Genomic DNA, 13,330 nt, shown 5'->3' on the forward strand with positions numbered 1-13,330 from the left:
ATTTGGCCGGCACGAACACGACAACGCCAGGGCCGGTCTGGCTGGGATACCGCCACGTCCGACCACCCGCGTTCCCATGGCACATCGAGAACGCAAGAGCAGGCGTTGCAATCACGCCTCGGCACCCACCTGCTGTGTATCACGGTTCATACAGGGTGTCGGATAGACCATCTGGTGCATCGACGAAAGCGCCGGAAAGCGTCACGGCCCATTGGAAGAATTCCTGCCCGTCCTGGCACCCGGTGGCGCTTTCGTCGTTGGATGCGAGGCAGTTCTGCTGCGGCCACCACCGAACACCAACGGAAGCCGCTGCTCGATCAAATAGAGAACAAGTTCGGGCACAGGAAATATGTCTGCCCCATACGGCTACGATTTGTTAATACTTCACGCCGCCTTCGTGATTAACCGTTAAATGTTCTCACCAAGGGAGATTTATCTTATCTGCGCATTTACTTCTCAAAAACCGGCGCGCAGAATAGAAAAACTTTCCAGCCAAAGAATTTTTACGGCCGTCTTCGCAGGAGAACGGGCCGCATCGAGATTAGGTTGGAGATAGATTCGATCTGCCTGATCGAATTCTTGAACGAGCCAAAGCCTCTGCCAGCGGGTTCCTTTGAGACCGTCTCGTCACGCAGCGTGCTGTCAGCCCTGGCTGACTGCCGTCGCAAGCAGAGTGAAATTGGAGCTCGTCATGAGAAGCCTACTTCCTGCCCGTTTCCAGGATTACGATTTCAGCCCCATTTTCGTGGGCGCCGGATTCACGCTTGCGATCGCCATCATCGCCTATGGCTCCCTGTTCGGGCGCATTCTTTAGATCGCGGTCCGTTCAGAAGCGCGCTCCAGCTTTGGCCGCGACGTCCGTGAGCTTTCCGAGAGCGCAAGCAGGTGCTTTGCCTATGCGACCTGCGTCCGCAGCCAGGTCTTGAACAGCGATGCATGCGGCGTCTCGGGTTTCAGCGCCGATTGGATGAGACCATATTCGGAGCCGTCGGGAGCGAACCCCATCGGGGCGACCAGCCGTTGGTTGCGAATGTCGTCCAAAGCGATGATCCTTGGGCACATGGCCACACCGAGGCCAGCGGCAGCGGCTTCAGCCATTAGGAAATGATGATCCATGTGGCGCGTGGCGCGCGGCTTCGGTGCGCCCGGGTTTGCCCGCTCCCAGTTATCCCAGGCATCGGGCCTCGTCTTTGACGCCAATGCGACATAATCACTGGCCCAAAACCGCTCGACCATGCCTGCCTGCATTACGGGCCCCATCTCCTCCCTCGCCAGGGTCGTGATCGCGCACCGCGAGTCGATGGCAAAATCCAGCCGCCGGATGGCCAGGGTCACGCGGTCACGGGTGAAGTCGAATGCTCCGCCTCCGACAGCGAGGTGAAGATCGACGTCCGGATACCGGTCCTGAAACTCGGCCAACCGCGGGATCAACCAGCGCATCGCCAGCGATCGTTCGCAGGAGACCAGAACCGGCTGCGCCGACGCTGCACTGCGCAGTTCATCAAGGGTCGTGGAAACGACGGCCAACGCCCTGGTCGTTGCCTGGGCCAGCTTCTCGCCATCTGCGGTCAGGCGCAAACCTCGGCCGTGAGGTTCGAGAAGCTCAAGACCGATGTCACCGGCAAGCTTGGACACACGGCGACTGACGGCGCCGTGGGTGAGGTTCAGCTCTATGGCGGCCGCGCGCACCGAGCCCAGCCTCGCCACGACTTCGAAGGCGCGCAGGTCGTCAAGAGAGGGAATATCCGAGCGTTTCATTGGTGATTATCTATCACCAATACAGGTCAGATCATATCGCTTTTTATCGACTTATCCGGGCGGTATTTTCACCGCATGGAAAACTTTGGTGACATATTCGATCGCATCGGCATCATTGCCGACGACCTTACAAGTGCGGCGGACGGGGCTGGCCCCTTCCTGGAACGGGGCCACCGACCCTGCATCCATCGCCGAACTCTGGAGACCGTCGAAACGGCCATCTTGTCGGTCGATACCGGCAGCCGCGGCATGTCGGTGACCGACGCGGCCGGCGCAACGAGAGCGGCCGCCTCGGCATTCGCCAGAGATCGTACCCTCTACAAGACCATGGACTCGACCTTGCGCGGGCATATCAGGGCGGAGATACTGGCGGCCTTCCACGCGAGCCGACGGCAGCGCCTCGTGATCGCACCGGCCTTTCCCGCCGAAGGGCGCACGACGATCAACGCGATCCAGTGGCTTGATGGAACGCCTGTTGCCGACACTATCTACGCGCAGGATCCGGCTCATCCCACACGCACCTCCAACATCCGCGACCTCGTCGACCCCAGCCTAGGCGTCACTGCCCTCGTCACAGTGGAGATGAGCGACGCGGAGGTTCGCAACGTTGCCTCCAGCAATCGTATCGTCATTGTCGATGCGGACAGCCAGGAAAAGCTGAACGAGAGAGTGGCATGTCTTGCGCGGATGGGGCCGGCGCTGTGGGTCGGCTCACCCGGCATGGCCCAGGCGCTCGCCGCCCTGACGGCGGCCGCCGCATCCACCGCACCCGCAACGCCGATGCCTTCGGTTCGACGCGTTCTTGTCGTCGTCGGCAGCGCCAACAGGGTCAGCCGCGGGCAAACGCCTGCGCTTCACGCAGCTGGCGCCGCCATCGCCACACGAGCCTCCGACATAACCGGTGAAACGCAGATCGCCTGCCTCAGAGCGCCGGCGTCACGCGAGGCGGATGCCAGGAATGTGCTTTCAACGCTTGTCGACGAGGCCTATGCGGTGCTCCAACAACACCGCTTCGGCGCGGTCATTGCGACTGGCGGCGAGACCATGGACGCTCTTCTGCAGCGGCTGTCTGTCAAAAGCTTCGCTCTGATCGGGGAACTCGAACCCGGATTTCCCATGGGATACGCCACGCGCGAAACGGGGCAATCGCTCGTCATCGCCTTGAAGGCCGGAGGCTTTGGCACACCGACGACACTCTTGAACGCGGCACGGCACCTTGTTTCGGCACAGAACGGACACAGCACCCATGATTGACCCAGAGCGCCCGATCGCCATCACCATGGGCGACCCTGCAGGCATCGGCCCGGAAATCGTTGCCAAGGCAATGCTCGACAGGCAGGTTCGTCGACGATGCGTCGTCATCGGCGACCCGCTCGTCGTCCAGCATGCCTTCGCGCAGATCGACGCCGCGGTCCGCGTCCATACGATCCGGAACACCAAAGCATCCCGATTGGCGGACGGATCCGTAAACCTGATCGCATCGTCTTCACTCGACGTTCTGCCACCGGCCGGGACCGTCGATCCGGCCAGCGGCAAGGCCGGCTTTGACGCGATCACGACGGCAATTGATCTTGCCCTTGCGGGCGCAGTGGCTGGCATCGTCACGGCGCCGATCCACAAGGAGGCCCTTGCCGCCGCCGGCGTCTGCCATCCCGGGCATACGGAAATCCTCTCGGAGCGGGCCGGAGCGTCGCGTGTCGCGATGATGCTGGCCAACGAGGATATTCGAACGGTTCTCGTCACCATACATTGCTCTCTGCTGGAAGCGATACGGCGTGTGGATTTCGATGCCGAGCTATCGGCCATCCGGCTCGCACATGCAGGTGGTCGCGCGCTCGACATAGAAGCGCCGCGGATCGCGGTCGCGGGCCTCAACCCGCATGCCGGAGAAGGTGGCCTGTTCGGCGATGAGGAGATCGCCATCATCGCACCGGCGATCGAAGCGGCGCGGCGAGAAGGCATCGATGCCAGCGGCCCATGGCCGGGCGATACCGTTTTCATGCAGGCGCGACACGGCCGTTTCGACGTGGTGGTGGCGCAATACCACGATCAGGGGCTTATCCCCGTGAAGTACCTGGGGCTGGAGAAAGGCGTGAATATTACGCTCGGTCTCCCATTCGTCCGCACCAGCCCCGACCATGGAACCGCGTTTGACATTGCCGGGCGCGGCATCGCAGACCCGGCAAGCCTCAAAACCGCAATCGACTATGCCCTCCGCCTTGCAGACGCGGCGCACGCACAGGAGTAATAACATGTCCGAACCGGACTTCATCTTCATGCTGACGCGCAATGATCGCACTGTGGCGGACGCTGCCGTTCACGTGCGCACGGCGCTTGCCGCAGGCGTGCGAGATATCGGCTTCAAGGATATCGGGCTGCCTCTCGCCGAGCTTTCCGCCCTCAACCGGACGATCCGGGACAATGGCGCGCGCAGTTACCTCGAAGTGGTGTCGTTTGATGGCGACAGCGAAATCGTCTCCGTCCGGGCAGCGGTCAAATTGGGCGTCGATTATCTGTTGGGTGGTACCCGTGTTGCCGACGTGCTTCCGCTGCTTGCAGGAACGGGCATCAAATATTATCCCTTCGCCGGCGGGATCACCGGGCATCCAAGCACCTTGGAAGGCTCGATCTGCGACATCACAGCCAGCGCCATCGATCTGGCAAACCACGATGGCGTCCACGGGCTGGACCTGCTTGCCTATCGCTCTCAAACAGATGTGCCGGCGCTGATCAAAACCGTTTGCGCCGCCGTGAACAAACCGGTGATCGTCGCCGGATCGATCGACAGAGCCGCCCGCATCCAGGCCGTTCTCGACAGCGAGGCTGCCGGCTTTACGGTCGGCACCGCTGCACTCGACGGCGTCTTTCCGGCATCGCGGCCGGGGCTGACCCAGCAACTGTCGGCGATCAGGGCCGCAATGGCAAAAGCGCCCTAACGCGCGCCGCAGCCGGCATCCAGCAACGCCGCCTAGCTCGACAAACCCGGATCACGGAGTGCTGCAAGCGTTGCCTTGATCACATCGGCCGCGGATTGATCGACATCGACGACGACGGTTCGGGGCTCGCCGATCGGCTCTTCCAGCGTCGCCAACTGCGTATCGAGCAGCGACGCCGGCATGAAATGTCCTTCCCGGTGCTGCATCCGGCCGGCGAGGACATCACGGCTGCCTTGAAGATAGACAAAGATCAGATCGCCACCGGCACGCTCGCGCAACAAGGCGCGATAGCTCCGCTTCAACGCGGAACAGGAAACAACGAGTGGCTCGGCACTTTCGGAAAGCTGCCGGCCGATCTCGCCAAGCCAGGGCCATCGGTCCTCATCGGTGAGCGGGACGCCGGCCGACATCTTGGCGATATTGGTTTGCGGATGCAGGCCATCGCCCTCGATGAAGGCATAACCAAAAGCCCGCGCCACCGCCTCGCCGACGGAGGTCTTGCCGCAGCCGGAGACGCCCATGACGACGATCGAGCCGAGGAATTTGCTCACCTGGTCAAGGGGGGATGTGTCGGGGCTCGCCATGGATCGTTCGTCTCTTCGGCTCATGATTGCGACGCCGTTTGCTGATAGCGCCGCACCGGCGCCGAGACAAGCCGACTTGCTGCGAAACGACGTCCGCCTCTGACGGTTGCCCTCGGGCGTCGTGCCCTGCCTGAGCGAAACCAGTTCGCAGCTGCCCTCGGAGATCCTAGGGCAGCTCATCCGCCTTCATCGATTTCACATGAAAGCGGGAAGCTCTAGCTGGCGACACGTGGGCGTGCGATGTCGTTGACGCCCTCGTCGTCCGGCGCCTGGCCGTAACTCATGCGGCGCATCTGTGCGATCACCCGCTCCATCTCGTCATCCGGCAGAACCGGCGGTTCACCGAGCGTCAGCGCCTGCACGTACATGCGCGAAAGGGTCTCGATCTCGATTGCCATCCACAGCGCCGATTCCAGCGTCTTGCCGAGCGAGATCTGCCCGTGCTGACCGAGCAGGCAGGCGGTGCGATCCTTGAGCGCCACGAGAGCATTGTTGGAAAGCGCCTGGGTGCCGAAGGTCGCATATTCGGCACAGCGGATCGTCGTCCCACCGGCAATGCCCGTCATGTAGTGGAAGCTCGGAATGGTCCTGTGGTGGCAGGCCAGCGTGGTCGCATAGATCGAATGGCAATGAAGAACCACGTTGATATCCGTGCGCTCGCGCAGGATGTCGCGGTGAAAGCGCCACTCGGATGACGGTCGCGGACCTTTGTAGTTGCCCTGGAAATCCATTTCGACCAGATCGTCCGGCTGCATCGTGTCATAGGCAAGCGAGGACGGCGTGACGAGGAAGCCGTCGGGGGTGCGTACCGAAAGATTACCGGCCGTCCCCTGGTTGATGCCGCTTGAATTCATCCGGCGGCAAATGTCCACCATCTCGCGGCGGAGGGAGAGAATATCGGGCTGGCTCATCGGAGTTTCCTTTCGAAGTGTCACTGAAAAACAGGTTCGGCTTGCCGGCGCGCGCTGGCGCGCCATTCTGCTGCGTAGTTGGAAATTGCGGTCGTGAGGGGCGGGACATCTGTGGCTTCGGCCAGGGAAAGCGGTGCCGGCCGTGTCCGCGTGCGTTGACCGGCAAGCAGGGCCGCCCCTGAGGCGACGCCATAGGTATCGAGATTGAAGCGGATCTGCCGACCAGGCAGCAAGGCTGCGACAAGGCGGGCATAAAGCGGGTCGCGCAGGAAGCTGCCGTCGAGAACGACGAGCGGTCCCGCCCCCAGTGCCTCGACGCATTCGGCCGTCAGCAGCGCACAATAGATGAGGGCCAGCGCCTTGCGCTCCAGCGGCGTCTCCGGCTTGGGCCCAGTGATGTGTCCTTGACCGGCGCTGCCGGGAAACAGACCGTTATCGTCACCGAAGGATGGCAGCGCCACGGTCTTCAACGCGATCAGTTGCCGAACGATTTGTTCAGGCACAGGTCCGCCCGGCTGCCCGTGACCCGCAACATGCGAGAATTCACGCCCGCCCATGGTCAGCACGCCGCCGAGCGGCTTGCCGAAAACATCGCTGTTGAGTGTCATGCCCCTGTCTTCGTCGAGCCGATCGAGGGGCGTCTGCCCGCAGAAGCCGACAATCCAGGTGCCGGTGGAAATGACGGTGAAATCGCGCAGTCCCGCAGCATGGTAGCGGTAGTGATTGAGGCTGCTGTCGTGCGCGCCGGTAAGGATACGAAGATCCTGCGGCAAGCCATGACGGCGTGCCAATTCCACGCGCACCGGCCCGAGATCCTGCCAGGCATCGGCAAAGGGCGGCATCAGCCGGCCCCAGCCGCGCTGATCGACGATCGGGGCGAAATGCCGCTCCGCCACGTTCCAGAGATGGGACTGCGCGCCAAGCAGGCTCGCCTCGGATGCCGCGACGCCCGAAAGACGCCACGCCCAGTATTGCGGCAGACCGAGATACCACTGCGCCCGGGCAAAAGCTTGCGGTTCACACTCCTGCATCCAGAAGAGTTGTCGGGCCTGATGGGTCGCGGCGTGCATCGTCGCGCTGCCGCGGTCGAAGAATGAACCGGAGAGCGGAGCATAGCCCGCCCGGATGGCCTCGGGCGGCGCCTGTTCGTAGTCGATCATCGGCAGCGCCGCGCCGTCGCCTTGCTCCGGATCGGCCCCGACCAGCACGCCGCCGGAACCATGCCCGGAGGCGACGAAGGTCGAAAGCCGGTGGCGCCGGGCGAGCTGTGCGAGGCCGGAAAAGACCCACTCGCCGATAGCGCCGAGGTCATGATGGGACCAGGGCGGGCCTGGCAGCACCGGGTTGGCGATGCTGAGGGTCTCGAGCACGGCGCCATCGGCCGTGACGGCATTGAGCTTGACGTTGGTCTTGCCGACATCGAGCACCGCGATCGTGCCTTCATCGTCGCGTGATGACGTTGGCATGACGCCGCACCTCCCTCACCTTCCGAACCGCCAAAGACTGGCCTGCCTTCTAGATCAGGCCGTATTGTTTGGCCTTGTTGCGCAGGAACGGTAGGCCGTTGCCCATCACTTCCTCCTCATCCTTGGCGACGGGTCGCCAGACGGCGAGGCCATAGGCGACTTCCGGCGGCATGTTGATGAAGCTTTCCATCGCAAGACCGCCCTTGAAGCCGATCGCTGCAAGTGTCGCGAAGATCTCGTCCCAGGCGCAGTTGCCGTAGCCGGGCGTGCCGCGATCACTCTCGGAGAGGTGGATGTATTTGATGTGCTCGCGCGCATCGAGGATGCCGGTGCCGATTCCCTTTTCCTCGATGTTCATGTGGTAGGTGTCGAGATGCACGAAGACATTGTCGGCACCGACGCGCCTGATCATGTCGACGGCCTGCCAGCCAGTGTTGATGAGATGGTTTTCATAGCGGTTGACTGCCTCGACGCCGAGTTCGATACCACGCGACTTCGCATGTTTTGCCGCCGCCTGCAGCACGCGGGCGATGTTGTCGTATTCGGCCTCGGTCGGCGGTACGCCGGTGCGCTCGCCGATGCCGCCATAGATGACGCCGGACAGCGCTTCGCCGCCGAGATCCGCCGTCTTGTCGATAGCGATCTTCAGGTGCTCGATTGCGGCATCGGGCCGGACGGAAGCCCAGGCGCGCTCGGGAAGACCGAGCGAGCAGACCGCGCGCAGCTTGTTCTTCTCCAGAAGCGCCTTGGTGTGGGCGGTGTCGACCGCCGGCGGATTGAGCATGGGGATCTCGATGAAATCCACCTTGTACTTGACCGCCGCCGCGACGGCCCGCTCGGCGCCGGGCCGATCCCAATTCATGGTCCACATGCTCGTATGGACGCCAAAACCCTGCATGATCACGTTCCTTTTCTGACAAATGAAATCTTGAATTTTGAGGCGGCAAACCGCAGCACCATGACGCCGACGAGAAGCAAGCCCCAGACGGCGGTCGCGAGATGTTGATTGGCGCCGATCAGGTTGAGCCCTGATGACAGCAGCTGCAGCACGACGAGCGCCACGAACACCGGGATCACCCGGCCGAAGCCGCCGAACGGATTGACGCCGCCGAGGAAACAGGCGAGCACCGTGATCAGCAGGTAGGACTCGCCGTGGCCGATGCGCACCGAGTTGAACCGCGCCAGCATGATGATGCCGGCAATGGCGCACATTGCGCCCGAGAGCGTGTAGACGAGTACGATCACCTTGCGCGTGTTGATGCCGGAATAGCGCGTCGCCTCGAGATTGGAGCCGATCATGTAGGTGTTGAAGCCGAGCTTGGTGCGGGTCAAAAGCAGATGCCAGGCGAGCACGCAGATGATGAAGACGATCAGCGGCACCGGTATGCCCGCGATCGAGCCATGGCCGAGCGGCCCGATGAAGGCGGGAAAGCCGGAGACGTCGCCGCCGCGTGTCAGAAACTCGCCGAGGCCACGCAGGAAGATCATCATCGACAGCGAGACGAGGATCGGGTGGGCGCGGGTAAAGGCAATGACCAGCCCCATGACCACGCCGCTTGCAGCACCGACCATCACGGCAAGGACGCAGCCGAGTGCAAAGGCACCGGCGCCGGCATCCGCACCGCCATTCGCCTGCAGCACCCAGGCAAGCGTCAGCCCGGCAATATTGGCGGTGAAGGTTACGGCAAGGTTCAGGCCACCGGTCAGGATCGGCAGCAGCATCGCCAGCGTCAGTAGCCCGAGCTCGGGAAGCTGAAACGCGACCGAACCGAAGGTCGCAGCACTCAGGAACTGCGGCGAGACGAGACCGAACACCAGGATCACGGCGACCAGCGCCAGGCCGGGACCCGCCATCTCCGGGCCGAACCATCCCTTCAGGCGTTCCGAAAAACCTGTCATCGGCGTGCACCTTTCTGGGTGGCGAAGGGCAGAAGCCGTTCGATGCTGGTGTTGGAAAGGGTGATGGCGATCAGGATGATGGCGCCAACGATCATCTTGAAGGCGAAGGGGGAAACGCCCATCAGGTTCAGGCCGTTCTGGGTGATCGCGATCAGGAGCACGCCGAGCACGCAGCCGAGCACCGAGCCCTTGCCACCGCCGAGTCTTGCGCCACCGAGAACGACGGCGGCCAGCACGTCGAGTTCTCGCCCATAAAGTGCGTTCGGCACCACTTCCTGCGCGTAGTGCGCCTGCACCAGCCCGCCGATCCCGGCCATAAGGCCGAGCCAGCCGAAGGCGATGAACTGCATGGCGCCGATGTTGATGCCGAAGCGGCGTGCGCCTTCCGGATTATCGCCGAAGGCATAGAGTTGCCGTCCGGTGGTCGTGCGGGTGATCAGTACCCAGGTGGCGATGACGCACAGCACCATGACCAGCACCGGAAGCGTGATCTCGATCCAGCTGCCGTCTGCCATTTCATGTTCGAACAGAACGACACGATCGGTCAGCCATTCCGGCAGGTCGTAGATCGACACGCCCTTGGTGAAGAACATCAATAGCCCGAAGTAGATGTTGAAGGTCGATATCGTCGCGACGATCGAAATGATGCGGAAGCGATGGATCAGGAGCGCATTGACTGCGCCGAGGCAGATGCCGATCGATCCGGCAATGACGAGGCCGGAGATCCAGCCACCGCCGCCGATCCAGCCGAGCGCGATCGCCGTGCCATACTGCACGACCGAGGCGGCGACGGCGAAGGAGATGTCGATGCCGCCGGCAATCAGCACGACCAGCAGGCCAACGGCGAAGATGATGTTGACCGAACTGGTGTTCAACAGATCGAAGGCGTTGCCGATCGAGAAGAAGTTGGCGGTCGCGAACGACAGAACCGTGCAGATGACGGCAATGACGGCGAGGAGCGCGACCTCGGTCGCGTGGGTGCGGGCGAAACTATGCATAGACCGCTCCCTCGATTTCGGAGAGCGGAACGCTGCGGGGATCATAGCTGCCGACGATGCGACCCTGCGCCATATGCAGGACGCGGTCGGCGTTGAAATAGACTTCCGGCACCTCGTCGGAAATCAGGATGATCGCAAGGCCTGTCTCAGCGAGCTTGGCGACGATATCGAAGATGCCGGCACGCGCGCCGACATCGACGCCGACCGTGGGCGCGTCGAGGATCAACAGCTTCGGGTCGGTCGCCAGCCATTTGGCAATGGCGATGCGCTGCTGGTTGCCGCCTGACAGCGTCGAGATCGCATCGCCCTGCTGGCCGATCTTGACGCCGAGATCGGCAATCCAGCCGGCGACGAGCTTACGCTTGCGCTCGTCCGACAGAAAGCCGCCGGAAACGATCTTGCCGAGCGAACTGATGACGAGATTGTCGGCGATCGACTGCGGCTGGATGAGGCCAAGCGACAGGCGATCCTCCGAGAGATAGGCGACGCCCGCCTTGATCGCATCGCGGTTGGAGGAAAAATGCACCGGCTTGCCCTCAAGCGTGATCGCGCCGGCGGCCGGCTGCAGCATGCCGAAGAGCGTTTGCGCAAGCTCGGTCCGGCCGGCCCCGAGAAGGCCGGTAATCCCGAGCGTCTCGCCGCGTCGGACGGTGAGTGAAATATCGTCGAACTGGCCGGGTCGGCTCAGCCCCTTTACCTCAAGGACAACAGGTTGATCGTCGCGCGATTTTGCGCGGACCTGCTGGTCAAAAGTCTTGCCAGTCATCAGTTCGGTGATGCGCGATTGCGTCATGCCGGCGGCGGGATAAACGCCGACCAGCGCGCCGTCGCGCAAGACGGTGATCCGGCTTGAAATTTCCAGCACTTCCGCCAGGCGGTGACTGACGAAGACGACGGCGACGCCTGCGGCCGAAAGACCGCGCACGATGTCGAGCAGATGGTCGGTTTCCGATTGCGTCAGCGATGCGGTCGGCTCGTCCATGAAGACGAGCTTCGCTTCGCCGACGAGCGCGCGGGCAATCGCCACGATCTGGCGCTGGGCAATGGCGTATTCCTTGAGCGGCAGGTCGACGTCGAGCGTGATGCCGAGACGCTTAAGCGCGTCCGTCGCAATCTTGCGCATGCGGCCATAGTCGACCAGCTTCGGCCAGCGGCCGAGGACGGTCTGGAAGGCGATGTTTTCCGCCACGCTCATTTCGGGGAAAAGCGCCAGATCCTGCCAGATGACCTGGATGCCGCGATCCTGGGCGGTCACCGGCGACATGTGGGAATAGGTCTCGCCGTCATACTCGATCGAGGCGCCATCGGCGGGACGGTAAACGCCGGTGATGATCTTGATCAGGGTGCTCTTGCCACAACCGTTCTCACCGGCGAGGCAGTGCACCTCACCCGGGCGGACGTCAAAGCTCACATTCTTGAGCGCCTTGACGCCACCGAAGGTCATGTTGATGTCGTGCAGGGACAGAAGCGGCTTTTCGCTGCCTCCCGTGATCGCAAGCTGTTGCATGAACGTGTGTCCTAAGGACCGTTTTTGAAGGACGTGCCAGGCCGGCCGAAGCCGGCCCAGCAGCCGGGAGAACCCGGTGCATGCCGCCCGGGATCGCGTCGATCCGGGGATAGGGCATGCAACTATTCAAAATGCGGCAGCGGCGGTGGCGCGTCTGAGGCGTGCGGGCCGCTGCGGCAGATCAGAGCCCCATCGCCGCGAGATCGGCGACCGTGTCCTTGTTGATCGGCACGAGCTGATCAACGATGATGTTGCGGTTTTCAAAGTCCGGCTTGACCTTGCCGAGACCTTCGATCTCGTCGCCGTCCTTCACCTCTTCCCCCTTCATCAACTTGTCGGCAAGCGTCACGAACACCTCGCCTGCCTGTTTCGGATTCCACATGAAGCCGCCGGAGATCGCGTCCGACTTGACGAGCTTCTGGCCCTGCCCCGGCGAGAACGGGCCGAGCACGAAGATCTCGCCAACCTTGCGGCGCTCTTCGACGGCACGGCCTGCCCCGATCGGTCCCTGGCTGCCGAACGCGAGGAAACCCTTGAGGTTGGGGTGGGCGGAGATCAGGTCGAGCGCTGTCGACCGGCTCTTGTCGACGTCTTCGGCGACCCCGTAGCGTTCGCCGACCAGCGTCATGTCAGGATGGTTCTTCTTGATATAGGCGATGGCAGCATCAGCCCAGGCGTTGTGCAGCGGCACGGTCAGCGAACCGACGAACACGGCATATTCGCCCTTGCCGCCCATTTTTTCGGCAAGCAGCTTGCCGTGCGCTTCGCCGAAGCCGGTCGATGACGCAAGCTCGAAGTCCCAGTCGGCGCCCTTCTGGCTCGGCGATTCATGGGTGATGACGATGATGCCCTTTTCCTTGGCCTTGGTCAGAACCGGCTCCAAAACCTTGGCATCATTGGGCACGACGCCGATGACCTTGACGCCCTGGGCGATCAGATCCTCGATGGCACGCACCTGCAGCGCCGGATCGGCGCTCGTCGGGCCGACCATGAAGGCGTCGATGCCGAGCTTTTGGCCCCGTTCCTTGATGCCTGCCTCCATGGCGTTGAACCACGGAATGCCGCCGATCTTGACCACGACGCCGACCTTTCCGGCATCCTGAGCGAATGCGGCAGCCGCACCGGCAAACGAAAGCGATGTCGCTAGCGCAGCGACCAGAATTTTCTTGATCATGTCTCTCCTCCACTCGTTCCCATAGGGAACACGCCCGGCTGCAGAAGCGCCGGCCTCCAGTTTCAAATCGCAACTGGCTGGGAACGAATTCCCGCCT

13 protein-coding genes are annotated in these 13,330 nt (G+C 62.7%); 4 read left to right on the top strand and 9 right to left on the bottom strand.

The genetic code is table 11. From position 1 onward, the window contains the following. Nucleotides 1-691: 691 nt before the first annotated feature. Complete coding sequence (locus LPJGGPFB_RS33540) at nucleotides 692-814, top strand: hypothetical protein (RefSeq protein WP_268833724.1); 123 nt, start codon at nucleotides 692-694, stop codon at nucleotides 812-814. 80 nt (nucleotides 815-894) lie between these two features. Here LPJGGPFB_RS33540 and LPJGGPFB_RS27825 read toward each other — a convergent pair whose 3' ends face one another. Beyond that, on the bottom strand, nucleotides 895-1,758 hold the full coding sequence (locus LPJGGPFB_RS27825; protein WP_173423166.1) for a LysR family transcriptional regulator: 864 nt from the start codon (nucleotides 1,756-1,758) through the stop codon (nucleotides 895-897). Nucleotides 1,759-1,833: 75 nt separating this feature from the next. Between LPJGGPFB_RS27825 and LPJGGPFB_RS27830 the strand changes: the two genes are divergently transcribed. The 3 genes from LPJGGPFB_RS27830 to LPJGGPFB_RS27840 are packed head-to-tail and all read left to right on the top strand — an operon-like array spanning nucleotide 1,834 to nucleotide 4,694. Next, nucleotides 1,834-3,012 carry a four-carbon acid sugar kinase family protein gene (locus LPJGGPFB_RS27830; protein ID WP_173423167.1) on the top strand — a complete coding sequence of 393 codons (1,179 nt, stop codon included), beginning with the start codon at nucleotides 1,834-1,836 and terminating at the stop codon, nucleotides 3,010-3,012. Beyond that, nucleotides 3,005-4,006 (top strand): 4-hydroxythreonine-4-phosphate dehydrogenase PdxA, encoded by a 1,002-nt coding sequence (pdxA, locus tag LPJGGPFB_RS27835; RefSeq protein ID WP_173423168.1) that lies wholly within the window; start codon nucleotides 3,005-3,007, stop codon nucleotides 4,004-4,006. The genes LPJGGPFB_RS27830 and pdxA overlap by 8 nt, the downstream gene beginning before the upstream one ends. Before the next feature lie 4 nt (nucleotides 4,007-4,010). After that, entirely contained in the window at nucleotides 4,011-4,694 is a 684-nt protein-coding gene (locus LPJGGPFB_RS27840; RefSeq protein WP_173423169.1) for a beta/alpha barrel domain-containing protein, read from the top strand. Nucleotides 4,695-4,726: 32 nt separating this feature from the next. On the opposite strand, the gene LPJGGPFB_RS27845 is transcribed toward LPJGGPFB_RS27840, so the two are convergent. The 8 genes from LPJGGPFB_RS27845 to LPJGGPFB_RS27880 all read right to left on the bottom strand — a co-directional run bounded on the left by LPJGGPFB_RS27845 (nucleotide 4,727) and on the right by LPJGGPFB_RS27880 (nucleotide 13,233). Continuing rightward, nucleotides 4,727-5,278: a gluconokinase gene (locus LPJGGPFB_RS27845; RefSeq protein WP_173423443.1), complete on the bottom strand. Its 552-nt coding sequence runs from the start codon at nucleotides 5,276-5,278 to the stop codon at nucleotides 4,727-4,729. Nucleotides 5,279-5,493: 215 nt separating this feature from the next. Continuing rightward, a complete protein-coding gene (locus LPJGGPFB_RS27850) occupies nucleotides 5,494-6,189 on the bottom strand; it encodes a class II aldolase/adducin family protein (RefSeq protein WP_173423170.1) in 696 nt (231 codons plus the stop codon). Between the two features lie 20 nt (nucleotides 6,190-6,209). Beyond that, nucleotides 6,210-7,655: an FGGY-family carbohydrate kinase gene (locus tag LPJGGPFB_RS27855; protein WP_173423171.1), complete on the bottom strand. Its 1,446-nt coding sequence runs from the start codon at nucleotides 7,653-7,655 to the stop codon at nucleotides 6,210-6,212. Between the two features lie 49 nt (nucleotides 7,656-7,704). Next, the gene (locus LPJGGPFB_RS27860) at nucleotides 7,705-8,553 is read right to left on the bottom strand and encodes a sugar phosphate isomerase/epimerase family protein (RefSeq protein ID WP_173423172.1); all 849 of its coding nucleotides are present in this window, start codon (nucleotides 8,551-8,553) and stop codon (nucleotides 7,705-7,707) included. A 2-nt stretch (nucleotides 8,554-8,555) separates the two neighbouring features. After that, nucleotides 8,556-9,554 (bottom strand): ABC transporter permease, encoded by a 999-nt coding sequence (locus LPJGGPFB_RS27865; RefSeq protein WP_173423173.1) that lies wholly within the window; start codon nucleotides 9,552-9,554, stop codon nucleotides 8,556-8,558. Continuing rightward, entirely contained in the window at nucleotides 9,551-10,552 is a 1,002-nt protein-coding gene (locus tag LPJGGPFB_RS27870) for an ABC transporter permease (protein ID WP_173423174.1), read from the bottom strand. The genes LPJGGPFB_RS27865 and LPJGGPFB_RS27870 overlap by 4 nt, the downstream gene beginning before the upstream one ends. Beyond that, a complete protein-coding gene (locus tag LPJGGPFB_RS27875) occupies nucleotides 10,545-12,059 on the bottom strand; it encodes a sugar ABC transporter ATP-binding protein (RefSeq protein ID WP_173423175.1) in 1,515 nt (504 codons plus the stop codon). The genes LPJGGPFB_RS27870 and LPJGGPFB_RS27875 overlap by 8 nt, the downstream gene beginning before the upstream one ends. Before the next feature lie 181 nt (nucleotides 12,060-12,240). Beyond that, entirely contained in the window at nucleotides 12,241-13,233 is a 993-nt protein-coding gene (locus LPJGGPFB_RS27880; protein ID WP_173423176.1) for an autoinducer 2 ABC transporter substrate-binding protein, read from the bottom strand. Nucleotides 13,234-13,330 lie beyond the last annotated feature (97 nt).

It is taken from the genome of Ensifer adhaerens (assembly GCF_013283195.1).
In the GTDB taxonomy this organism is placed as follows: domain Bacteria; phylum Pseudomonadota; class Alphaproteobacteria; order Rhizobiales; family Rhizobiaceae; genus Ensifer; species Ensifer adhaerens_G.

Coding starts and splice junctions, on each gene's coding strand:
- LPJGGPFB_RS27850 (WP_173423170.1), bottom strand. CDS start 6,189: ATGAGCCAGCCCGATATTCTCTCCCTCCGCCGCGAGATGGTGGACATT.
- pdxA (WP_173423168.1), top strand. CDS start 3,005: ATGATTGACCCAGAGCGCCCGATCGCCATCACCATGGGCGACCCTGCA.
- LPJGGPFB_RS27825 (WP_173423166.1), bottom strand. CDS start 1,758: ATGAAACGCTCGGATATTCCCTCTCTTGACGACCTGCGCGCCTTCGAA.
- LPJGGPFB_RS33540 (WP_268833724.1), top strand. CDS start 692: ATGAGAAGCCTACTTCCTGCCCGTTTCCAGGATTACGATTTCAGCCCC.
- LPJGGPFB_RS27865 (WP_173423173.1), bottom strand. CDS start 9,554: ATGACAGGTTTTTCGGAACGCCTGAAGGGATGGTTCGGCCCGGAGATG.
- LPJGGPFB_RS27880 (WP_173423176.1), bottom strand. CDS start 13,233: ATGATCAAGAAAATTCTGGTCGCTGCGCTAGCGACATCGCTTTCGTTT.
- LPJGGPFB_RS27830 (WP_173423167.1), top strand. CDS start 1,834: ATGGAAAACTTTGGTGACATATTCGATCGCATCGGCATCATTGCCGAC.
- LPJGGPFB_RS27840 (WP_173423169.1), top strand. CDS start 4,011: ATGTCCGAACCGGACTTCATCTTCATGCTGACGCGCAATGATCGCACT.
- LPJGGPFB_RS27875 (WP_173423175.1), bottom strand. CDS start 12,059: ATGCAACAGCTTGCGATCACGGGAGGCAGCGAAAAGCCGCTTCTGTCC.
- LPJGGPFB_RS27860 (WP_173423172.1), bottom strand. CDS start 8,553: ATGCAGGGTTTTGGCGTCCATACGAGCATGTGGACCATGAATTGGGAT.
- LPJGGPFB_RS27845 (WP_173423443.1), bottom strand. CDS start 5,278: ATGGCGAGCCCCGACACATCCCCCCTTGACCAGGTGAGCAAATTCCTC.
- LPJGGPFB_RS27870 (WP_173423174.1), bottom strand. CDS start 10,552: ATGCATAGTTTCGCCCGCACCCACGCGACCGAGGTCGCGCTCCTCGCC.
- LPJGGPFB_RS27855 (WP_173423171.1), bottom strand. CDS start 7,655: ATGCCAACGTCATCACGCGACGATGAAGGCACGATCGCGGTGCTCGAT.